19 protein-coding genes are annotated in these 21156 nt (G+C 71.4%); 17 read left to right on the forward strand and 2 right to left on the reverse strand.

The features are described 5' to 3' along the window. Positions 1 to 7: 7 nt before the first annotated feature. The gene (locus ABIE45_RS16745) at positions 8 to 904 is read right to left on the reverse strand and encodes a cobalamin B12-binding domain-containing protein (RefSeq protein WP_192710295.1); all 897 of its coding nucleotides are present in this window, start codon (positions 902 to 904) and stop codon (positions 8 to 10) included. Positions 905 to 1223: 319 nt separating this feature from the next. On the opposite strand from ABIE45_RS16745, the gene bchF reads away from it, so the two are divergent. From bchF to ABIE45_RS16825, 16 genes are all read left to right on the forward strand, one after another. Beyond that, positions 1224 to 1730: a 2-vinyl bacteriochlorophyllide hydratase gene (gene bchF / locus ABIE45_RS16750; RefSeq protein WP_192710294.1), complete on the forward strand. Its 507-nt coding sequence runs from the start codon at positions 1224 to 1226 to the stop codon at positions 1728 to 1730. After that, entirely contained in the window at positions 1727 to 3001 is a 1275-nt protein-coding gene (locus ABIE45_RS16755) for a ferredoxin:protochlorophyllide reductase (ATP-dependent) subunit N (protein WP_192710293.1), read from the forward strand. Before bchF ends, ABIE45_RS16755 begins: the two co-directional genes overlap by 4 nt. A 4-nt stretch (positions 3002 to 3005) precedes the next feature. Beyond that, positions 3006 to 4598 carry a ferredoxin:protochlorophyllide reductase (ATP-dependent) subunit B gene (gene bchB / locus ABIE45_RS16760; RefSeq protein ID WP_192710292.1) on the forward strand — a complete coding sequence of 531 codons (1593 nt, stop codon included), beginning with the start codon at positions 3006 to 3008 and terminating at the stop codon, positions 4596 to 4598. Further along, positions 4573 to 8277: a magnesium chelatase subunit H gene (locus ABIE45_RS16765; protein ID WP_192710291.1), complete on the forward strand. Its 3705-nt coding sequence runs from the start codon at positions 4573 to 4575 to the stop codon at positions 8275 to 8277. Before bchB ends, ABIE45_RS16765 begins: the two co-directional genes overlap by 26 nt. Continuing rightward, the gene (gene bchL, locus ABIE45_RS16770) at positions 8274 to 9167 is read left to right on the forward strand and encodes a ferredoxin:protochlorophyllide reductase (ATP-dependent) iron-sulfur ATP-binding protein (RefSeq protein WP_192710290.1); all 894 of its coding nucleotides are present in this window, start codon (positions 8274 to 8276) and stop codon (positions 9165 to 9167) included. Before ABIE45_RS16765 ends, bchL begins: the two co-directional genes overlap by 4 nt. Before the next feature lie 16 nt (positions 9168 to 9183). After that, a complete protein-coding gene (gene bchM / locus ABIE45_RS16775; RefSeq protein ID WP_192710289.1) occupies positions 9184 to 10047 on the forward strand; it encodes a magnesium protoporphyrin IX methyltransferase in 864 nt (287 codons plus the stop codon). Next, positions 10044 to 11471 (forward strand): BCD family MFS transporter, encoded by a 1428-nt coding sequence (locus ABIE45_RS16780; RefSeq protein ID WP_192710288.1) that lies wholly within the window; start codon positions 10044 to 10046, stop codon positions 11469 to 11471. Before bchM ends, ABIE45_RS16780 begins: the two co-directional genes overlap by 4 nt. 18 nt (positions 11472 to 11489) lie before the next feature. Next, positions 11490 to 12269, forward strand: coding sequence for a photosynthetic reaction center subunit H (gene puhA, locus ABIE45_RS16785; protein WP_192710287.1), 780 nt, complete (start codon positions 11490 to 11492; stop codon positions 12267 to 12269). Next, entirely contained in the window at positions 12266 to 12916 is a 651-nt protein-coding gene (gene puhB, locus ABIE45_RS16790; protein ID WP_192710286.1) for a photosynthetic complex putative assembly protein PuhB, read from the forward strand. The genes puhA and puhB overlap by 4 nt, the downstream gene beginning before the upstream one ends. Before the next feature lie 11 nt (positions 12917 to 12927). Further along, a complete protein-coding gene (puhC, locus tag ABIE45_RS16795) occupies positions 12928 to 13413 on the forward strand; it encodes a photosynthetic complex assembly protein PuhC (protein WP_192710285.1) in 486 nt (161 codons plus the stop codon). After that, positions 13413 to 13709 (forward strand): hypothetical protein, encoded by a 297-nt coding sequence (locus tag ABIE45_RS16800; RefSeq protein ID WP_192710362.1) that lies wholly within the window; start codon positions 13413 to 13415, stop codon positions 13707 to 13709. The genes puhC and ABIE45_RS16800 overlap by 1 nt, the downstream gene beginning before the upstream one ends. Next, complete coding sequence (acsF, locus tag ABIE45_RS16805) at positions 13706 to 14794, forward strand: magnesium-protoporphyrin IX monomethyl ester (oxidative) cyclase (protein ID WP_192710284.1); 1089 nt, start codon at positions 13706 to 13708, stop codon at positions 14792 to 14794. The genes ABIE45_RS16800 and acsF overlap by 4 nt, the downstream gene beginning before the upstream one ends. Position 14795: 1 nt before the next feature. Continuing rightward, a complete protein-coding gene (gene puhE / locus ABIE45_RS16810) occupies positions 14796 to 15590 on the forward strand; it encodes a putative photosynthetic complex assembly protein PuhE (protein ID WP_192710283.1) in 795 nt (264 codons plus the stop codon). Between the two features lie 112 nt (positions 15591 to 15702). After that, positions 15703 to 16920 (forward strand): 5-aminolevulinate synthase, encoded by a 1218-nt coding sequence (gene hemA / locus ABIE45_RS16815; RefSeq protein ID WP_192710282.1) that lies wholly within the window; start codon positions 15703 to 15705, stop codon positions 16918 to 16920. Between the two features lie 176 nt (positions 16921 to 17096). Beyond that, positions 17097 to 18107: a magnesium chelatase ATPase subunit I gene (gene bchI, locus ABIE45_RS16820; RefSeq protein WP_192710281.1), complete on the forward strand. Its 1011-nt coding sequence runs from the start codon at positions 17097 to 17099 to the stop codon at positions 18105 to 18107. Continuing rightward, positions 18107 to 19810: a magnesium chelatase subunit D gene (locus tag ABIE45_RS16825; RefSeq protein WP_192710280.1), complete on the forward strand. Its 1704-nt coding sequence runs from the start codon at positions 18107 to 18109 to the stop codon at positions 19808 to 19810. The genes bchI and ABIE45_RS16825 overlap by 1 nt, the downstream gene beginning before the upstream one ends. A 19-nt stretch (positions 19811 to 19829) precedes the next feature. Here the strand turns inward: ABIE45_RS16825 and ABIE45_RS16830 are convergent, their stop codons facing one another. Beyond that, a complete protein-coding gene (locus ABIE45_RS16830) occupies positions 19830 to 19976 on the reverse strand; it encodes a hypothetical protein (protein ID WP_192710279.1) in 147 nt (48 codons plus the stop codon). Between the two features lie 210 nt (positions 19977 to 20186). Here ABIE45_RS16830 and bchO point away from each other — a divergent pair, with 210 nt between their 5' ends. Then, positions 20187 to 21086: an alpha/beta fold hydrolase BchO gene (bchO, locus tag ABIE45_RS16835; RefSeq protein WP_192710278.1), complete on the forward strand. Its 900-nt coding sequence runs from the start codon at positions 20187 to 20189 to the stop codon at positions 21084 to 21086. Positions 21087 to 21156: the final 70 nt, after the last annotated feature.

The raw sequence follows: 21156 nt of genomic DNA on the forward strand, positions 1-21156 counted from the left end.
AACCCTTTCAGCAGGCCAATGCCTGTCTGTCCAGCAAAGCTTCCGCCGCGGCGGGTGCGAGGCAGGCATCGGCCGCGCAGGCATCGGCGCCGACGATCCCGGCATCGCCGCCGGGGCGCGCGAAATAGGGGCCGCCGACGAGCACGCGGATTCCCGGATTGCGCGAGACGCGGCGCACATCCGCGACGGCGGTCGCCAGGGCCGGCAGGAGGACATCCGAGGAGAGCGACAGCCCGACCACGTCGAACCATTCGATGCCGAGCAGGTCCAGGGGATCGAGATCGGGTCCCGGCGCCGCCGTGGTCACGTCCCAGCCGGCCTCCCGAAAGAAGCTCGCGACGATCGACAGGCCGAATCGATGAGTCTCGCCGGGGCAGGGCAGCAGCAGGACGCTGCGCCCGTTCGCGGAGACCGTTTCGCTCTCCAGCTCCGCGCAGAGGTGCCGGCTCATCGTCTGGAGCCGGCCGAGCGCCTCCGTGACGGCCAGGAAGTCGCAGGCATCCTCCTCCCAGAGAGCCCCGAGGTGCCGCGCCGCCGGGGCGAGCAGGTCGAGGAGCAGGCGCGCCAGCGGCAGACCGCCGTCCCGCAGAGCCTCCACCTCGGCGTCGAGATCGACCGGTCCGGGGGCCAGGAGCAGGGCGCTGAACGCCGCGATCTCATGCAGGCTCGGTGCACGCCCGGCCTGCTGCGCCCGACGCCCGGCGACCGGGCGGTGGGCCAGCATCAGCCGGGGCAGGATCTCGGCTTCGACGACCCGCGCGAGCGCCTCGGGCAGAGGCGACTGCCGGTCAGGCCAGGCGGCGGGCACATCACGGTAGAGGGGAAGGGCATCGCACGCGGGTCCGCAGCCTGCCGAGGGCGGGCCGTATTCCAGGCGCTCACCGAAATGCCTCCAGTCTCCCATCGGCATCCCTCCCTGAAACGGCCCCGGCCATCAAAGGTCCGGCGCCCCCGCTTGCGAATCGGGTGCGGCGTTGCTCGCCTGTCTATTCTTCGTCTTCGTTGGTCCCTAAATCTGACCAGCCAAGTCGCCACAGTCTCCGGCGGCAGCGCGACGATACGCTTCCTGACGAACTTGGCAATGATCTTAGACGAAGAAAAAAGATCGCACCCCCTGTCAGAGCAGGATACCGTCAAGCGCACTTGACACTTCTGGGAACGACGCCCTAGCCTCTGTCAACGACGGAGCCGCAGGCGCCGCCGGGTGCATGGGGGGCGGATGCATGGGTCCCAGGGACCGATCGGCACGACCGCTCTACACGCCCGCCGAGCGGGAGCGGCGCGACGCGACGCCGTGGACGCTGGTCCAGGGGATCCTGGCGCCCCTGCAATTCGCAATCTTCCTCGTCAGCCTGATCCTTGTGCTGCGCGCCCTCACCACCGGCGCGGGCCTGTTCGCCGCCGAAGCCTCGGTGGTGCTCAAGACCCTGGCGCTCTACGCGATCATGATCACCGGATCGGTCTGGGAAAAAGTCGTGTTCGGCCGCTGGCTGTTCGCGCCCGCCTTCTTCTGGGAGGACGTGGTCAGCATGCTGGTGCTGGCCCTCCACACCGCCTACCTCGCCGCCCTCGCCACGCACGCCATCGATGGTCGGACACTCCTCCTCCTCGCGCTGGCCGCCTACGCGAGCTACGTGGTCAATGCCGGCCAGTTCCTGCTGAAGCTGCGGGCCGCCCGCCTGGAGGGCGGCGATCGCCGCACGGCGCGCCTCGCCGAGGCGCTGTCATGAACGCCCCCTTGGCGCACGCGGCCTCCTGCGGCGGCATCGACCTGCATCAGGAGCAGGGCCAGCGGGCGGTGTTCTGCGGGCTCACCGGCATCGTCTGGCTGCACCGGAAGATCCAGGACGCCTTCTTCCTCGTGGTCGGCTCGCGCACCTGCGCGCACCTGATCCAGTCTGCGGCCGGGGTGATGATCTTCGCCGAGCCGCGCTTCGCGACCGCGATCATCGACGAGCGCGATCTCGCCGGCCTCGCCGACGCCAACGAGGAACTGGACCGCGTCGTCACCCGGCTGATCGAGCGACGGCCGGACATCAAGCTCCTGTTCCTGGTGGGCTCCTGCCCGTCCGAGGTGATCAAGCTCGACCTGTCCCGGGCGGCGCAGCGCCTGTCGGGCCGGCTCGCCCCGGTGCGGGTGCTGAACTATTCGGGCTCCGGCATCGAGACGACCTTCACGCAGGGCGAGGATGCCTGCCTCGCCGCCCTGGTGCCGGACCTGCCGCGCGAGATCGAGACGGCCGCGCCGTCGCTCCTCGTGATCGGCGCGCTGGCCGACGTGGTCGAGGACCAGTTTCTCCGGATCTTCGCCGCGATGGGTATCGCGGATGTCCGGTTCCTGCCCGCCCGCCGGGCCGGCGCGATGCCAGCGGTGGGGCGGGCTACCCGCTACCTGCTCGCCCAGCCCTTCCTGACCGACACCGCCCGTGCCCTTGAGGAGCGCGGCGCCCGCCGCCTGCCCGCGCCGTTCCCGCTGGGCGCCGAGGGCACCACCGGCTGGCTGCGGGCGGCCGCCGAGTCGTTCGGCGTCTCGGACGAAACCTTCGAGGCTGCGACCGCCCCGGGTCGCGCCCGCGCCGAGACCGCCTTGGCGCCCCAGCGCGAAAAACTCGGCGGAAAGCGCGTGTTCTTCTTCCCCGATTCGCAATTGGAGGTGCCGCTCGCCCGTTTCCTCGCCCGGGAACTCGGCGCGGAGCTCGTGGAGGTCGGGACGCCCTACCTACACCGGGGGCACCTCGCCGCCGAGATCGAGCTGCTGCCTGCGGGCACGCGGGTGACCGAGGGCCAGAGCCTCGACGACCAGATGGACCGCTGCCGGGCGGCCCGGCCGGATCTGACGGTCTGCGGTCTCGGGCTGGCCAACCCGCTGGAGGCGGAGGGGCTGTCGACCAAGTGGTCGATCGAGCTGCTGTTCACGCCCGTGCAGGGCTACGAGCAGGCCGGCGACCTCGCCGAGCTGTTCGTGCGCCCGCTCCGGCGCCGCGCCCTGCTGGAGGTGTAGCGCCATGCAGCTCACCCTCTGGACCTACGAGGGCCCGCCCCATATCGGCGCGATGCGCGTCGCCACGGCGATGTCCGGGCTGCACTACGTTCTGCACGCGCCGCAGGGCGACACCTACGCCGACCTGCTGTTCACGATGATCGAGCGGCGGGACGCCCGCCCGCCCGTGACCTACACGACCTTCCGCGCCCAGGATCTCGGCCGCGACACTGCCGAGCTGTTCAAGCAGGCGGTCTCGGCCGCCCACGCGCGGTTCCAGCCGCAGGCGATGATCGTCGGCGCCTCCTGCACGGCCGAGCTGATCCAGGACGATCCGGGCGGGCTGGCCAAGGCGCTGGACCTGCCGATCCCGGTGATCCCGCTGGAGCTGCCGGCTTACCAGAAGAAGGAGAACTGGGGCGCGTCGGAGACGTTTTATCGGCTCGTCCGCGCGCTCGCCGGAGCCCCCGGCCCCCGTCCTGCGCGGGAGCCCGGGCAGCGCCCGCTCTGCAACATCCTCGGGCCGACGGCACTGGGCTTTCGCCACCGGGACGACCTGATCGAGATCCGCCGGCTGCTCGACACCCTCGGCATCGCCGTGAATGTCGTCGCGCCGCTGGGGGCCACGCCCGCCGATCTCGGCCGGCTCCGGGAGGCCGACTTCAACGTCGTGCTCTATCCCGAGACCGCCCGGTCGGCCGCGGACTATCTGAAGAAGAGTTTCGGGCAGCCGTTCACGAAGGAGCTGCCGATCGGCGTCGGCGGCACCCGCCGCTTCGTCGAGGAGGTGGCGGCGCTGGCCGGTATCGATCCGGCGCCCGTCCTCGACGGTGCCGGCTCGCGCCTGCCCTGGTACTCCCGCTCGGTCGATTCGACCTATCTCACGGCCAAGCGCGTCTTCGTGTTCGGCGACGCCACGCACGCCATCGGCATCGCCCGGGTCGCTACCAAGGAACTCGGCTTCACCGTCGTCGGGTTCGGGACCTACAGCCGCGAATTCGCCCGCGAGGTCCGCGCCGAGGCGGCCGAGCACGGCATCGAGGCGCTGATCACCGACGATTACCTCGACGTCGAGGCCGCGATCCGCGCGGCCGCGCCGGAACTCGTCCTCGGCACCCAGATGGAGCGCCACGTCGCCAAGCGGCTCGGCATTCCGTGCGCGGTGATCTCCGCGCCGGTCCACGTCCAGGATTTCCCGGCGCGCTACGCCCCGCAGATGGGCTTCGAGGGCGCCAACGTCCTGTTCGACACCCTGGTCCATCCGCTGATGATGGGCCTCGAAGAGCACCTCCTCGGCATGTTCCGGGAGGATCCCGAATTTCACGACGGCGTCGGCCCCTCGCATCTCGGCGGCAAGTCCTTCGAGACTCCGGCGGACGGGGCGTTCGAGGCCGCGGAACGGGCGCCGGCCGACACCCCTCCGACGCCGGCGCCCGTTCCGATTCTGCTGGACCGTGCGGCCCCTTGGTCGCCGGAAGCCGAGAAGGAACTGAAGAAGATCCCGTTCTTCGTGCGGGGCAAGGCACGCACCAACACCGAGACTTTCGCCCGGGAGCGGCACCTGCCGCTCATCACCCTCGAGACCCTCTACGATGCCAAAGCGCATTACGGCCGCTAGGCCGCCGATCCGCGTCGTCATCGTCACGCTCGACAATCACTTGGCGAGCGCGGTGGAACGGGCGCGCCTGCGCCTCCGGTCCGAGATGCCCGGGCTAGTGCTGGGCTTCCACGCGGCCGCCGAGTGGGACAACGATCCCGCGACGCTGGAGGCCTGCCGGGCCGACATCGCGCAAGCCGACATCGTGCTCTCGGCCATGCTGTTCATGGACGAGCATGTCCGGGCGATCCTGCCGGCGCTGGCGGCGCGGCGGGAGGCCTGCGACGCGATGATCGGCTGCCTATCGGCCAGCGAGGTGGTGAAGACGACGCGGCTCGGCCGCTTCGACATGAGCGGCACCAAGCGCAGCGCCCTCGACTTCCTCAAGAAGCTGCGCGGCAAGCCCGGCCAGCCGGGCAATGCCGGCCGGCAGATGGCCCTGGTGCGCAAGCTGCCGAAAATCCTGCGCTTCATCCCGGGCTCGGCCCAGGACGTGCGCGCCTATTTTCTGACCCTGCAATACTGGCTGGCGGGCTCGGACGAGAACGTCGCCGCCCTAGTGCGCTTCCTCGTGCACCGCTACGCGGCGGGCGAGCGCGCCGCGTGGCGTGAGGGCCCGGCGGCCCCGGCGCCCCTCGATTACCCCGAGACCGGCCTCTACCACCCGCGCCTGCCCGCCCGGATCGGCGCCGACCCGTCGCGGCTGCCGCGCCTCACGGGCGCCAAGGGCCGGGTCGGCCTGCTGGTAATGCGCAGCTACGTGCTCGCCGGCAACACCGCCCATTACGATGGGGTGATCGCCGCTCTGGAAGCGCAGGGCCTCGACGTGGTGCCGGCCTTCGCCAGCGGCCTCGACAACCGTCCGGCGGTGGATTCCTTCTTCATGAAGGACGGGCGCGCCTGCATCGACGCGCTGGTCTCGCTCACCGGCTTCTCGCTGGTCGGCGGCCCCGCCTACAACGACGCCGCCGCCGCCGAACTGATGCTGGCCCGGCTCGACGTGCCCTACCTCGCCGCCCAGGCGCTGGAATTCCAGACCCTCGAGCAGTGGGAGGCGGGCGACCGCGGCCTGTCGCCGGTCGAGGCGACCATGATGGTTGCGATCCCCGAACTCGACGGCGCCACGGCCCCGATGGTGTTCGGCGGCCGCTCCGCGAATTCCGGCGCCGACAACGCCCGGGACATGCGGGTCCACCCTGAGCGCGCCGCCCGCCTCGCCGAGCGCGTCGCCCGGCTGGTGTCGCTCCGCCGGGCCGCGAAGGCCGAGCGGAAGCTCGCCGTGGTGCTGTTCAACTTCCCGCCCAATGCCGGTGCCACCGGCACGGCGGCGTTCCTGTCGGTCTACGCTTCGCTGCTCAACACCCTGAAGGGCTTGGCGGCGGACGGCTACACGGTGGAAGTGCCGGAGAGCGTCGGTGCCCTGCGCGAGCGGATCCTCGACGGCAATGCCAAGCGCTACGGGACCCAGGCCAACGTCCACGCCCGCATCCCGGCCGAGGATCACCTGCGGCGCGAGCCCTACCTCGCCGAGATCGAGGCCCAATGGGGCCCGGCACCGGGCCGCCACCAGACCAACGGCGGCGAGATCTTCGTGCTCGGGGCGCAGTTCGGGAACGTCTTCGTCGGGGTGCAGCCGGCCTTCGGCTACGAGGGCGACCCGATGCGGCTGCTGTTCGAGCGCGGCTTCGCGCCGACGCACGCCTTCAGCGCCTTCTACCGCTACCTGCGCGAGGACTTTTCCGCCGACGCCGTGCTGCATTTCGGAACCCACGGCGCGCTCGAATTCATGCCCGGCAAGCAGACCGGTCTGTCCGAAGCCTGCTGGCCGGAGCGGCTGATCGGGGCGCTGCCGAACGTCTACCTCTACGCGGCCAACAACCCGTCCGAAGGGACGCTTGCCAAGCGCCGCTCGGCGGCGACGCTGGTGAGCTACCTGACCCCGAGCCTCGCGGCGGCCGGGCTCTATCGCGGGCTGATCGACCTGAAGAGCTCGATCGAGCGCTGGCGCGGCCTCGGCCCCGAGGCGGGGGGCGAGCGCGAGGCATTGGCCCGCCTGATCCAGGACCAGGGCGTGGCGGTCGATCTCGTGGCGGCCGAGCCGGCCTGGAACGGCGATCTCGGCACCCACGTCGCCGGCCTCTGGACCGCCCTTCAGGAACTGGAGCAGACCCTGATCCCGCACGGCCTGCACGTGGTCGGGCAGGGGACGCCGGAGGAAGAGCGGGTCGATCTGCTCCTGGCGCTCGCCGAGTCGGCTCATGGCGTACGGCCGGAGCGGGCCGGGATCGAGGCGCTTGCGGCCGGCCAGGGCATCGAAGCGGCGCTGAAACTCTCCGGCCTGCCCGCGGACGACACGGGTCGCGCCGCGTTCGCGAGCCTCGCCGAGACCGACCGGCTGCTGTCCCGCGACCACGAAGTTCCGGCGCTGCTGCGCGCACTCGACGGCCGCTTCGTGCCGCCGGTGGCCGGCGGCGACCTGCTGCGCAACCCCGCGATCCTGCCGACCGGCCGCAATCTCCACGGGTTCGATCCCTACCGCCTGCCCTCGGCCTTCGCGGTGGCCGACGGTGCCCGGCAGGTAGCCCGGATCCTCGAACGCTTTGCGGCGGACGGAAAACCCTGCCCGGAGAGCGTCGCCCTGGTCCTGTGGGGCACCGACAACCTCAAGAGCGAGGGCGGCCCGATCGCCCAGGCCCTGGCGCTGATCGGCGCCGCCCCGCGCTTCGACGGTTACGGGCGCTTGAGCGGCGCCGAGCTGATCCCGCTGGAAACTCTGGGCCGCCCGCGCATCGACGCGGTGGTGACCCTCTCGGGCATTTTCCGGGACCTGTTGCCCCTGCAGACGAAGCTGCTGGCCGAAGCGTCCTTCCTCGCCGCCATCGCCGACGAGCCCCTCGAACAAAACTACGTCCGCAAGCACGCCCTGGCGATCCAGGCCGCGCAGGGCTGCGATCTGGAGACGGCGGCGCTCCGCGTCTTCTCCAACGCCGAGGGCGCCTACGGGGCCAACGTCAACCACCTGGTCGATTCGGGGAACTGGGACGACGACGCGGAACTCTGCGAGACCTTCTCGCGCCGCAAGAGCTTCGCCTACGGCCGCACCGGCCGCCCGGCGCCGCAGCGCGCCCTGATGCAGGCGGTGCTCGCCTCCGTCGACATGGCCTACCAGAACCTCGATTCGGTCGAGGTCGGCGTCACCTCCGTCGACCACTACTTCGACGGGCTCGGCGGCATGGGCCGGGCGGTGGCCCGGGCCAAGGGCGAGTCGGTGCCGATCTACATCAGCGACCAGACCCGCGGGGAGGGACGCGTCCGCTCCCTGGAGGAGCAGGTGGCGCTGGAGACCCGCACCCGGATGCTCAACCCGAAATGGTACGAGGGCCTGCTCGGCCACGGCTACGAGGGCGTGCGCCAGATCGAGACCCACCTGACCAACACGGTCGGCTGGTCGGCCACCGCCAACGCGGTCCAGCCCTGGATCTACGAGCGGATCACCGAGACCTACGTCCTCGACAAGGACATGCGCGAGCGCATGGCCGCCTTGAACCCCACCGCCTCCGCCAAGGTCGCCCAAAGGCTGATCGAGGCGCACCGCCGCGGCTTCTGGACCCCCGACGCAGCGATGCGCGACGCCCTCGACCGGGCCGAGGAGGAGCTGGAGGACCGCCTGGAAGGCGTCACCGCAGGAGTGGCCGCATGAACATCGCGATCCGCAACCCCGTCATGGCCCGGAAGGAGGAGGGGAGCCTTCAGGTCGCCCTCGATCCCGATCTGAAGATCGAGACCGCCAAGGTCTTCGCGGTCTACGGCAAGGGCGGGATCGGCAAGTCGACCACCTCGTCGAACCTGTCGGTGGCGTTCTCGAAGCTCGGCAAGCGGGTGCTGCAGATCGGCTGCGACCCGAAGCACGACTCGACCTTCACGCTGACCAAGCGCCTCGCCCCCACGGTGATCGACGCCCTGGAGGCGGTGAACTTCCACTCGGAAGAGCTGCGCGTCGAGGATTTCGTGGTCGAGGGCTACAACGGCGTGATGTGCGTCGAGGCCGGCGGGCCGCCCGCCGGCACCGGCTGCGGCGGCTACGTGGTCGGCCAGACGGTGAAGCTCCTCAAGGAGCACCACCTCCTCGAAGACACCGACGTCGTCGTCTTCGACGTGCTGGGCGACGTGGTCTGCGGCGGCTTCGCCTCGCCGCTCCAGCACGCCGACCGGGCGCTGATCGTCACCGCCAACGACTTCGACTCGATCTTCGCCATGAACCGGATCGTCGCGGCGATCCACGCCAAGTCGAAGAATTACGGCGTGCGGCTCGGCGGCGTCATCGCCAACCGCTCGGCCAAGACCGACGAGATCGACCGGTTCAACGACGCGGTCGGCTTGAAGCGTCTCGCGCATTTCCCCGATCTCGACGTGGTCCGCCGCTCGCGGCTCAAGAAGTCGACCCTGTTCGAGATGGATTCCTCGCCGGAGCTCGACGCCGTGACCGCCGAGTACATGCGGCTCGCCGAGACGCTCTGGGCCGGGGGCGAACCCTGCGAGGGGATTCCCATGAAGGACCGCGACCTGTTCGAGTTCCTCGGTTTCGATTGAGTTTGGGGTTCGACCGATGGCCAGCGCCAGCTACGACGCCCGCCGGGGCGAGCTGACCACCTACTTCGACCGCACCGCGGTTGAGGCGTGGTCGCGCCTGACCTCGGATGCCCCGGTGAGCCGGATCCGCGCCACCGTGCGCGCCGGCCGTGACGCCATGCGGGCGACCCTGCTCTCCTGGCTGCCGGCCGACATGACCGGCCTGCGGCTGCTCGATGCCGGCTGCGGCACCGGGGCGCTCAGCGTCGAGGCAGCGCGGCGCGGCGCGGAGGTGGTGGCGATCGACGTCTCGCCGACGCTGATCGGGCTGGCGCAGGAGCGGCTGCCGGCGATCTCCGGCGCCGGCCGCATCGACTTCCGGGTCGGGGACATGCTCGACCCGGCGCTCGGCCGGTTCGACCACGTGGTGGCGATGGACTCGCTGATCCACTACCGCGCCGCCGACATTACCCGGGCGCTGGCGGTGCTGGGCGCGCGCACGGACCGGTCGGTGCTGTTCACCGTGGCGCCGCGCACGGCCCTGCTGACGCTGATGCACGCGGCCGGACAGTTCTTTCCGCGGGGCGACCGCTCGCCTTCCATCGTGCCGGTGACCGAGCGTGCGCTGCGGCGGCAGATCTCGTCCGAGCACGCGCTCGACGGCTTCGCCTGGGCGCGGAGTCACCGGATCAACAGCGGGTTCTACCTGTCGAACGCGATCGCGCTGACGCGCGTTTCCGGTGCCTCCAAACCATGCCCTCATCCTGAGGTGCCGCAGGGCAGCGGTGGCCTCGAAGGAGGGCTCCAGCCAGCCGCGCGATCCCGGGAGGGCTCCTTCGAGGCTGCTGCGCAGCACCTCAGGATAAGGGGGATGGATGGGACGGAAGGATCCGCCCCATGAAGTCCGGCCGTACCCTCACCGCAGCCCTCATGCGCCTCGGCCCGGCGATCCTGCCCTTCGCGGATGCTGCCACGGTCGAGCTGCCGCTGGGCCGCCTCCTGCGCCTCGCCCTGTTCCAGGTCACCGTCGGCATGGCGGCGGTGCTGCTGATCGGAACGCTCAACCGGGTGATGATCGTCGAACTCGGCGTCCCGGCCTGGATCGTCGCGGTGATGCTGGCCTTGCCGCTGATCTTCGCGCCGTTGCGGGCGCTGGTCGGCTTCCGGTCGGACACGCACCGCTCGGTGCTGGGCTGGCGGCGGGTGCCCTATATCTGGTTCGGCACGCTGCTCCAGTTCGGCGGGCTGGCGATCATGCCGTTCGCCCTGCTGATCCTGTCGGGCGACACGACCGGCCCGCTCTGGGTCGGCGACCTCGCGGCGGCGCTGGCCTTCCTGCTGGTCGGCGCAGGCCTGCACACCACCCAGACCGTCGGGCTGGCGCTCGCCACCGACCTCGCCCCCGCCCACGCGCGGCCGAAGGTGGTGGCGCTGCTCTGCGCGGCCTTGCTGTTCGGCATGATGGCGAGCGCGGTGCTGTTCGGCCTGTTCCTCGCCCACTTCTCGCCCGTACGGCTGATCCAGGTGATCCAGGGAGCGGCTTTGGTCACCATCATCCTCAACGGCTTCGCGCTGTGGAAGCAGGAGCCGCGCGACCCCAACCGGGCGCAGGAAGCGCCCCAACGCGACTTCCGTGCCTCCTGGCGGGCCTATGCGGGGCAGGGCACCGCCCGCCGGCGCCTCGTGGCGATCGGCCTCGGCACGGCCGGCTTCTCGATGCAGGACATCCTGCTCGAACCCTATGGCGGCCAGATCCTGCACCTCTCCGTGGGGGCGACCACGGCGCTGACTGCCCTGTTGGCGGCCGGCGGCGGCCTCGGCCTTATCGTGGCGGCGCGCTGGCTCGGGCGCGGCGGCGATCCGTTCCGGGTGTCGGCGGTGGGCGTCGGGATCGGGATCATGGCCTTCTCGGCGGTGGTCTTCGCCGCGCCGCTGGCCTCCGCCGACCTGTTCGCCGCGGGTGTCAGCCTGATCGGGCTCGGTGGCGGCCTGTTCGCCCACGGCACGCTCACCGCCTCGATGAACCGCGCCGGGCCGGAAGATACCGGGCTGGCGCTCGGCGCCTGGGGCGCCGTTCAGGCGACCGCGGCCGGCCTGTCGATCGCGGCGAGCGGCCTCGTGCGCGATGTCGGCGGCGCCATCGCCCAGTCGGGGGTGCTCGGCGAGGGCATGAACGAGCCCGCCATCGGCTACCTCATCGTCTACCACATCGAGATCGCCCTGCTGTTCGCCGCGCTCCTCGCGCTGGGACCGCTGGTGCGTGAGGACACGCGAACAGAGGTTCGAGACCGCATTGCCGACGGCCTTGCCGGCCGGACGGCCTGAGACTCGGGGAGGACTGCCATGCCAACCGGCGCACTTACGGGTTATGTCGACGTCGCCCAGGTCGTGCTCTACGCGTTCTTCCTCTTCTTCGCGGGGCTGGTGTTCTGGCTCCGCCGCGAGGACCGGCGCGAGGGCTACCCCTTGGAGAACGAGGCCGTCGGCCGCCGCAAGGCGGACGATCCGATCCTGATCCCCCGGTCCAAAGCCTTCTATCTCCCCGGCGGCGAGACGACTTACGCGCCGCAGGCGGTGCACGGCCGGAACGACATCGAGACCGGCATCCCGGCCCGCAAGGTCGAGCCCTGGCCCGGCGCGCCCTACGAGCGGACGGATTCCTCGCTCCAGGCCGGCGTCGGCCCCGGCTCCTGGGTGCTGCGGCACGACGTGCACGACCGGACCTGGGACGAGGAGATCCGCATCGTGCCCCTGCGGGTGGCGAAGAACTTCATCATCCACGAGGACGGCCCGAACCCGATCGGCATGAGCGTGTTCGGCACCGACAACGCCCTGGCGGGTGTCATCAGTGACGTCTGGGTCGATCGCGGCGAGTCGCTGATCCGCTATTACGAGGTGGAACTCCCGACGGGCGGTCGCCGGCTGATGCCGACCACCTTCTGCCGGGCCGGCGGCCTGACCAAGACGGTGACGACCGAGGCGCTGCTCGCCAGCCAGTTCGCCGACATCCCGGCCACCCGCGACCCCGACAGCGTGACCTTCCTCGAGGAGGAGCGGATCGTCTCGTATTTCGGCGCCGGCACGCTCTACGCCACGCCCGAGCGCGCGGAGCCCATCCTGTGAGCGGCGATTTCCTCCCCGAGGGCACCCTGCGGGGGCTGCCCGGCCCGCTGCCAATGGGCGAGCGCATCCTCTGGCAGGGGGCGCCGACGACCGCCGGCCTGCTGGTGCGGGTGTTCCACGCCCGTCTGGTGATCGCGTGGTTCGCGGTCTGCGCCCTGGCCTTCGGCCTCGCCGCCGGCTCGCCCGCGGCGGCGCTCGCCAAGGTCGGACCGACGCTGCTGGTCGGCGCCGGTGCCGTCGCGCTGCTCTGGCTGCTCGCGTGGCTGACCCACCGCACGACCCTCTACACCGTGACCAACCGCCGGATCGTGCTGCAGGCCGGGATCGCCCTGCCGGTGACCCACAACCTGCCCTTCGCGCAGCTCGACAGCGCGGCTTTGCGCGCGTTCACGGACGGCAGCGGGGATCTACCGCTGCAGTTGCGGCCAGGGCTGCGCATCGCCTACCTTCAGCTCTGGCCGCATGCCCGGCCCTGGCGTCTGACCCGGACGGAGCCGATGCTGCGCTCCGTACCGGAGGCGGACGCGGTGGCGGCGATCCTGGCGCGGGCGCTCCAAGCGCACGCCGCCGGGGCCGCGCTGCCGGTGCGGGTGGCCCGTCTGCCGCAGGCGGACGAAAATCCCGGCCGCCTCGTCGCGGCCGAATAGGGAGGAGCGCGATGGGCGAGCGGGCGGAGAAGGCCGGCCGAACGACCGGACCGGCGCCGGCGCTGCTGATGATCGGTGCGGGAGCGCTGATGGGCTTCTCCATGCTGGCGGTCCTGATCGGCCGCAGCGAAGGAGTCGGCCTCGTCGCCCTGCCGGCCGCCAAGGCGGTGGCCCGGCTCGAATTCCGGGCCGAGGACCAGGTCGACGGCTCGATCGCGTTGCGGGACGTCTCCGACCGGCACATCGTCGCCTGGATCCGCCCCGGCGAGGACGGCTTCCTGCGCGGGACCCTGCGGGGCCTCGCCCAGGCCCGGCAGCGTGGGGGCCTCGGGCCGGAGCAACCCTTCAGCCTGACCCGCTACGACGACGGCCGCCTCGCGCTCGCCGACGAGGCCACCGGCCGCCAAGTGCCCCTGGAGGCCTTCGGATCGACCAATGCCGGGGCCTTCGCCCGGCTGATGCCCGGGCCGGGTGCACCCGCCACGGAGACGCGGTGATGGGCCTGTTCGGCAGCCGCACCGTCACCGTGCCCTGCACGGTCGAGATCGAGCAGACCCCCGAGAGCCTGCACGCGCACGTCACCCTCGATGCCGGCTTCGAGATCGAGCCCGGCGACGCGGTTCAGGTCCACGACGCGCCGACCTCGGTGCCCTACGGCGAGCGGCTTACTGTGCGCCGCACCGCCACCATCACCCGGGCCGGCCCGCTGGAGCGGGCCTGGACCAAGCTCATCGCCCATCTCGAGCTGACCGAACTCTACGAGGTCAGCTTTTCCGAGAGGAGGAAGCTGTGAACGCACCCGTCCCGCCGCCCTCCGGCCAGCCGATCCCGAAGAATCCGGTCAACGAATCGACCAAGGCGGCCCAGGAGACGACCTTCCTGTCGCCCCGGTTCTACACGACCGATTTCGTCGAACTCGACCGCACGAATGTTGAGCCTGTGCGGCGCGACTGGGACGTGCTCATCGCCGAATTGCGCGCCGACCCGAACAAGCGCCACTTCACCCGCAACGAGGAGTTCGACTGCGACCTGTCGCAGATGGAGCCCGAGCTGCGGAAGGAGTTTCTGGACTTCCTGGTCTCGTCGATCACCGCCGAGTTCTCCGGCTGCGTGCTCTACGCGGAGATGCGGAAGCGGGCCAAGAACAAGGACATCAAGGAGCTGTTCGGCTTCATGAGCCGGGACGAGGCCCGCCACGCCGGCTTCATCAACGACACGCTCAAGGATTTCGGCATCGGCGTAGACTTAGGATTTCTTACGAAATCCAAGAAATATACGTTCTTCCGGCCGAAGTTCATCTTCTACGCGACCTATCTCTCCGAAAAGATCGGCTACGCCCGCTACATCACGATCTTCCGTGAGCTGGAGCGGCACCCGGAGCGGCGCATCCACCCGATCTTCAAGTGGTTCGAGCTGTGGTGCAACGACGAGTTCCGCCACGGCGAGGCCTTCGCGCTGCTGATGCGCGCCAATCCGAAGCTGACGAGCGGCGTGAACCGCTACTGGATCCGGTTCTTCCTGCTCGCCGTCTTCGCCACGATGTACGTCCGCGACCATCACCGGCCGGCCTTCCACAAGGCGCTGGGCGTCGATCCGAGCGACTATGACTTCAAGGTCTTCCGGATCACCTCGGAGATCTCCCGGCAGACCTTCCCGCTGGAGCTCGACCTCGACAACCCGAAGTTCAAGGCGGGGCTCGATCGGCTGCTCGTCTGCTCCCGGGCGATCGCCGACGCCAAGGCGCGGGGCGGCCTCGCCGGCAAGGCCCTGCAGGGATTCCACGCCGCGCGGGCGGCGGTGACCTTCGCGCGGCTCTATCTCCTGCCCGTCAAGGCCAACGCCCTGCCGGCCGACATCCGCCTCCAGCCGGTCTGGTAGCATGGCGACTTACGCCGCCCCGGTCCTGTACGCGGTCCTGCTCTGGTGGTTCTCCACCGGGCTGATCCTGCTGCTCGACCACGCCCCGCGGCGGACCCATCCGTGGAGCATGGCCGGGGCGACGCTGCTGCTCGCCGGCGCCCTGGTGGCGATCCGCGCCAGCGCCGCCGACACGAGCGCCACGGGGGCCTACACGGCCTTCACGGCCGCGCTCGTCGTCTGGGGCTGGCAGGAGATGAGCTACTACATGGGCTTCCTGTCCGGCCCGCGGCCCGTGGCCTGCGCGCCGAGCGTGCGGGGGTTCGACCGATTCCTCGCCGCACTGGCGACCAGCCTGTGGCACGAATTCGCAATCGTGATCGGCGGCCTCGCGATCCTGGCGCTGGTCTGGGGCAGCCCCAACCGCTTCGCCCTGTGGACCTACGGCACGCTGGTGGTGATGAACCTCTCGGCGCGGCTCAACCTGTTCCTGGGGGTGCGGAACCTCCACGCCGAGTTCCTGCCGGACCATCTCGGCTACCTCGCCTGCTACCTGTCCCGGAAGCCGATGAACCTGCTGTTCCCGGTCTCGGTGAGCCTCGGGACCATCGCGGCGGCTTTGCTCGGCCGCGCGGCGCTCGGCGCCGACCTGCTGGAGCATGAGCTGATCGGCTTCACGGTCCTGGCGACGCTGACCGCGCTCGCCACCCTGGAGCACTGGTTCCTGATGCTGCCGCTGCCCTCGGCGGAGCTGTGGCGCTGGAGCCTGCCGGGGCGGGCGCCCGGGGAGGCGGCCCCGCCGCGGGATCGCGTGTAGGGCGAGGGATCAGATCCGGGCGACGCACGTCCACCAGTCTGGAACTGGTCTTGTGCGAAGTCCGGTGTCACAGGCGGGATCAACCCGCAGGGTTTGTTCGGGGAGAGGCGACATGGACTACGAGACCTTCTTCGGAGCCGAGATCGCCGGTCTCCATCGGGAAGGGCGCTACCGGGTCTTCACCGACCTCGAGCGCCATGCCGGCAACTTCCCGCACGCCACCCACCACCATGCCGGCGGCACGCGGCCGGTCACGGTCTGGTGCTCGAACGACTATCTCGGCATGGGCCAGCACCCGACCGTTACCGGGGCGATGCACGAGGCGATCGACCGCTGCGGCGCGGGCGCCGGCGGCACCCGCAACATCTCGGGCACCAACCACTACCATGTGCTGCTGGAGCGTGAGCTCGCCGACCTCCACGGCAAGGAGGCGGCCCTGCTGTTCACCTCCGGCTACGTGTCGAACTGGGCGGCGCTCGGGACCCTGGCGTCGCGCCTGCCCAATTGCGCGGTCTTCTCCGATTCCGAGAACCACGCCTCGATGATCGAGGGCATCCGGTTCTCGCGGGCCGAGCGCCACATCTTCCGCCACAATGACCCGGAGGACCTGAACCGCAAGCTCGGCCTGATCGACCCGTCCCGGCCGAAGCTGGTGGCCTTCGAGTCGGTCTACTCGATGGACGGCGACATCGCGCCGATCGCCGAGATCTGCGACGTGGCCGAGGCCCACGGGGCGCTCACCTACCTCGACGAGGTCCACGCGGTCGGCCTCTACGGCGCGCGCGGCGGCGGCATCTCGGAGCGGGACGGCGTCGCTCACCGGCTCGACGTGATCGAGGGCACGCTGGGCAAGGCCTTCGCGGTCCATGGCGGCTACATCACGGCCTCGGAGAAGCTCTGCGACTTCGTGCGCAGCTTCGCCTCGGGCTTTATCTTCACCACCTCGCTGCCGCCGGCGGTGGCGGCCGGCGCGGCGGCGAGCATCCGCCATCTGAAGACGAGCGGCGTCGAGCGCGCCCGGCATCAGGAGCGCGTGGCGAAGGTCCGGCAGGCCCTGGAGGCCGCCGACATCCCGACCATGCCGAACGACAGCCACATCGTGCCGGTGATGGTCTGCGACCCCGTGCTGTGCAAGGGGATCTCCGACACCCTGCTCGACGAGTTCGGCATCTACGTGCAGCCGATCAACTACCCGACGGTGGCCCGCGGCACCGAGCGCCTGCGGATCACCCCGTCGCCGCTGCACACCGATGCCGACATCGCGCATCTGGTCGCGGCGCTCACCACGATCTGGGGACGGATCGGGCTCCGGCAGAAGGCGGCGGAGTAGGGCTTTCCTTCCCCCACCCGCACCCTCATCCTGAGGCGCCCGCGTCAGCGGGCCTCGAAGGAGGGCTCCAGCCGGCCGCGCGATCCCTGGAGCTCTCCTTCGAGGCCTCCGCTGCGCGGCGGCACCTCAGGATGAGGGGGCTGGGTTGGACGCCCCCCGCAGCATCGAGTCATCGCGTGCCCACTTTCCCCTTCTCGGCCATCGTCGGCCAGGACGAGATGCGCCAGGCGCTGCTGATCGCGGCGGTGGACCCGGCCGTCGGCGGCGTGCTGGTCTTCGGCGACCGCGGCACTGGCAAGTCCACGGCGATCCGGGCACTGGCCGCCCTGCTGCCGCCGATGCGGGCGGTGATCGGCTGCCCGTACAAGTGCGATCCCGACAGCCCGGCGGAGAGCTGCCCGCATTGCGCCGAGGGGGGCCCGCGCAAGAGTCACAAGACACCGGTGCCCGTCGTGGACCTGCCGCTGGGCGCCACCGAGGACCGGGTCGTCGGCACCCTCGACCTGGAGCGGGCGCTCGGCGCCGGCGTGAAGGCGTTCGAGCCGGGGCTGCTCGCCCGCGCCAACCGCGGCTTCCTGTACATCGACGAGGTCAACCTGCTGGAGGACCACCTCGTCGACCTGCTGCTCGACGTGGCGGCCTCAGGGATCAACACCGTCGAGCGCGAGGGGCTGTCCCTGCGCCACCCGGCGCGGTTCGTGCTCGTCGGCTCCGGCAACCCGGAGGAGGGGGAATTACGCCCGCAGCTTCTCGACCGGTTCGGGCTGGCCTGCGAGGTCGTGACCCCGAAGGACATCCCGACCCGCATCGCGGTGGTGCGCGCCCGCGACGCCTACGAGCGCGACCCGGCGGCATTCTATGCTGAACGTGCAGGCGAAGAGCGGAAGATACAAAAACGAATCCTGTTGGCGCGGGAGCGCCTGCCGTCCGTGACCGTACCGGATGCCGCCCTGGAGCGTGCGGCGCGGCTCTGTCTCGCGCTCGGCACCGACGGGCTGCGCGGCGAGCTGACCTTGATGCGCACCGCCCGGGCGCTTGCTGCTCTCGACGGCGCCGCGGCGGTCACCGACGACCATCTCCGCCGCATCGCCCCGGCATCCCTGCGCCACCGCCTGCGCCGCAACCCGCTGGACGAATCCGGCTCCACCGCCCGGGTGGAGCGGGCGCTGGCGGAGGTGTTTGCGTGATGGCGCAGCCGCTTGTCTCTCCCCCCGCAGAGGGGGGAGGGAGGGCGCCAGATTGCTGGGCCGATGCTTGCCTCGCCGCCCGGCTTCTCGCCGCCGACCCGCACGGGCTCGGCGGCGCGGTGCTGCGGGCCCCCGCCGGCCCGGTGCGCGAGCGCTGGCTCGACGTCGTGCGGGCGGCGCTGCCCCCGGGAACGCCCTGGCGGCGCCTGCCGCCGGGCATCGGCGACGACAGCCTGCTCGGCGGGCTCGACCTTGCCGCGACCCTGGCGGCCGGCCGCCCCGTCGCGCGCGCCGGCCTGCTGGCGGAAGCCGATGGCGGCCTCATCGTCGCGCCCATGGCCGAGCGCCTCGCCCCCGGCACCGCGTCCCGCCTCGCCGCCGCCCTCGACACCGGCATGGCCTCAGAGCGCAGCGCCCGCTTCGGCCTGATCCTGCTCGATGAGGGCGTGGCGGATGAGGCCGTCGCCGACACCCTGGCCGACCGCCTCGCCTTCCGGATCGACCTGACCGGCCTCGGCGCCGCGGACGCGCAGGCGACACCGCCCGACCCGGAACCCGCCCCGCAGACCGCGGAGCCGGATCCGGTCGGCAGCCTCTGCGCCCTGGCCGAAGCCTTCGGCGTCGCGTCCCTGCGCGGCCCGATCCTGGCGGCCCGGCTGGCGCGGGCGCTCGCCGGGGCGGGACCGGTCGGCCAAGCGGAGATCACCGCGGCCGCGCGCCTTGTCCTAGCGCCGCGCGCCACGCGCCTGCCAGCCCCCGCGGAGGCCGAGCCCGAGACCGCGGAAGTCCCTCCGGACGATCCGCCCGCGGAACCGCCCACGGACGCCGCGGAGCCGGGCGCCGCGGATGCGCCGGAGGATGTCGTGCTGGAGGCCGTGCGCGCCGCGATCCCGCCGCATCTCCTCGAGCAGATCCTGTCGGGACAGCCGCGACTCGCCGCCGCCAAGGCCGGCCGCGTCGGGCAGGCCGCGGCGTCCCGCACCGGGCGCCCGGTCGGCAGCCGGCGCGGCGATCCACGCCGCGGTCGGCTCGACCTGCTCGCGACCCTGCGGGCGGCAGCACCCTGGCAGGCCCTGCGGCGGGGCAGGGAGGAGACGCGCCGCATCGCGGTGCGACGGGACGACCTACGGATCCGGATCCTCAAGCAGCGGACCGAGACGACCACCGTGTTCTGCGTCGATGCCTCGGGCTCGGCCGCGCTGGAGCGGCTGGCCGAGGCGAAGGGCGCGGTCGAGCTGCTGCTGGCCGAGGCCTATGTCCGGCGCGACCGGGTGGCGCTGGTGGCGTTCCGCGGTGCCGGCGCGGAGCTGGTCCTGCCGCCGACCCGCTCGCTGACCCGGGCCAAGCGCTGCCTCTCGGGGTTGCCGGGCGGGGGCGGGACGCCTTTGGCGTCGGGGATCGACGCGGCGATCGCGGTGGCGCTCGGCGTGCGCCGGGGCGGCAGCCGGCCGGCGATCGTGCTGCTGACCGACGGCCGGGCCAATGTCGCGCGCTCGGGGGAGGGTGGTCGCGGCAGAGCCGGCGCGGACGCCCTGCAGGCGGCCCGAACCTTGCGGGCCGCCGGGCTGCCGGCACTGGTGATCGATACGGGCAGCCGGGGCGAGGAAGCCCGGCCGGTGGCGGAGGCGATGGGTGCCCGCTACCTGAAGCTGCCGCGCGTCGAGGCCGGGCAGCTCAGCGCGGCGGTGCGCGCGGCGCTGTGAGCGCCGCGACGGGTCTGGCTCAGAGGTCGCCGCTGATGCCGAGATCGGCGAGGCGCTGGTGATGGGCCAGCCAGGAGTTCAGCATCTCGCGGACGATGGCGCTGAAGCTCCAGCCGCCGGTGGTCGGGGCGGCGATGTTCTGCGTCGAGGAGGTGAAGAGGATCATGGCCTGCTCCGAAGTTGGGGGACGTGTCTTGCTCTTGTTCGACCCGGATATGCGGGTTGTGCTGCGTCGCAGCAATCGGGCCTGGATCAGCGGTGGCATGCGGTTGCCGCATGGGATTCTTCAGCATTACGAAATACTTCCGGTCCTGAATGATAGCGCCGCATCCCTGCCTGCCGGCCGCGGCTTCGGTGCAGTGCGGGAGGCGGATGCGTGGTGAGCCCGTTCGACGCCGATCGGCCGGACTGGGCGGTCGAGGGCCGTGACTGGCCGCATCGGGAGGCGAGCCGCTTCGTCGAGGCGGCGGGCCTGCGCTGGCACATCCAGGAATTCGGCCGGGCGGAGGCTCCGACGCTGCTGCTCCTTCACGGGACTGGAGCGGCGACCCATTCCTGGCGCGGGCTGGCGCCGCTGCTCGCCCAGGACTTCTTCGTCATCGCCCCGGACCTGCCGGGCCACGGCTTCACCGATCCCCTAGCCGATGCCGACCTGTCGCTGCCCGGCATGGCGCGGGCCGTGGCGGGTCTCGTGGCGGCGCTCGGCCGCCCGCCGGTCTTGGCGGCCGGCCACTCGGCCGGCGCGGCGGTGCTGGCGCGGATGTGCCTGGACGGTTCGATCGCGCCCCGTCTGCTGGCGGCCTTCAACGGCGCCCTGGCGCCGCTGCCGGGGGCGGCCAATCTCCTGTTTCCCAGCATGGCGCGGCTGCTGTTCCTGAACCCGTTCACCCCGCGGATCTTCGCCTGGACGGCCGACCGGTCGGCGGCCAAGCGCCTGATCGAGGGGACGGGCTCGCGTCTGGATCCGGCGGGCGTGGATTTCTATCGGCGGCTCTTCGCCCGGTCCGGCCATGTCCGCGGGGCGCTCGGCATGATGGCGAACTGGGATCTTGCCGGGCTGCACCGGGCGCTGCCCGGCCTCGCGACCCGGACGCTGCTGATCGTCGGCGGCGACGACAAGGCGATCCTGCCGGACACCGCCTTCGCGTTGCGCGATCGCCTGCCCGATGCCCGCGTGGCCCTGATCCGCGGGCTCGGCCACCTCGCCCACGAGGAGGCGCCGGAGCGCGTGGCCGAGGTTCTGCTCGCGGAGGCGCGGACCCTCGGCCTGCCCTGAGCCGCCGGGACTGGCGCCGGCCTTGCCTGGGCTTTAGAGCCTGCCGCGGGGGCAGGGACGAGGAGCAGTC

This window comes from Methylobacterium sp. OAE515, from assembly GCF_041806315.1.
Lineage (GTDB): Bacteria > Pseudomonadota > Alphaproteobacteria > Rhizobiales > Beijerinckiaceae > Methylobacterium > Methylobacterium tardum.

Bases quoted from the DNA above. Each gene is read 5' to 3' on its own strand.
- ABIE45_RS16745 (WP_192710295.1), bottom strand. From the start codon at position 904: ATGGGAGACTGGAGGCATTTCGGTGAGCGCCTGGAATACGGCCCGCCC.
- bchF (WP_192710294.1), top strand. From the start codon at position 1,224: ATGGGTCCCAGGGACCGATCGGCACGACCGCTCTACACGCCCGCCGAG.
- ABIE45_RS16755 (WP_192710293.1), top strand. From the start codon at position 1,727: ATGAACGCCCCCTTGGCGCACGCGGCCTCCTGCGGCGGCATCGACCTG.
- bchB (WP_192710292.1), top strand. From the start codon at position 3,006: ATGCAGCTCACCCTCTGGACCTACGAGGGCCCGCCCCATATCGGCGCG.
- ABIE45_RS16765 (WP_192710291.1), top strand. From the start codon at position 4,573: ATGCCAAAGCGCATTACGGCCGCTAGGCCGCCGATCCGCGTCGTCATC.
- bchL (WP_192710290.1), top strand. From the start codon at position 8,274: ATGAACATCGCGATCCGCAACCCCGTCATGGCCCGGAAGGAGGAGGGG.
- bchM (WP_192710289.1), top strand. From the start codon at position 9,184: ATGGCCAGCGCCAGCTACGACGCCCGCCGGGGCGAGCTGACCACCTAC.
- ABIE45_RS16780 (WP_192710288.1), top strand. From the start codon at position 10,044: ATGAAGTCCGGCCGTACCCTCACCGCAGCCCTCATGCGCCTCGGCCCG.
- puhA (WP_192710287.1), top strand. From the start codon at position 11,490: ATGCCAACCGGCGCACTTACGGGTTATGTCGACGTCGCCCAGGTCGTG.
- puhC (WP_192710285.1), top strand. From the start codon at position 12,928: ATGGGCGAGCGGGCGGAGAAGGCCGGCCGAACGACCGGACCGGCGCCG.
- ABIE45_RS16800 (WP_192710362.1), top strand. From the start codon at position 13,413: ATGGGCCTGTTCGGCAGCCGCACCGTCACCGTGCCCTGCACGGTCGAG.
- puhE (WP_192710283.1), top strand. From the start codon at position 14,796: ATGGCGACTTACGCCGCCCCGGTCCTGTACGCGGTCCTGCTCTGGTGG.
- hemA (WP_192710282.1), top strand. From the start codon at position 15,703: ATGGACTACGAGACCTTCTTCGGAGCCGAGATCGCCGGTCTCCATCGG.
- ABIE45_RS16825 (WP_192710280.1), top strand. From the start codon at position 18,107: ATGGCGCAGCCGCTTGTCTCTCCCCCCGCAGAGGGGGGAGGGAGGGCG.
- ABIE45_RS16830 (WP_192710279.1), bottom strand. From the start codon at position 19,976: ATGATCCTCTTCACCTCCTCGACGCAGAACATCGCCGCCCCGACCACC.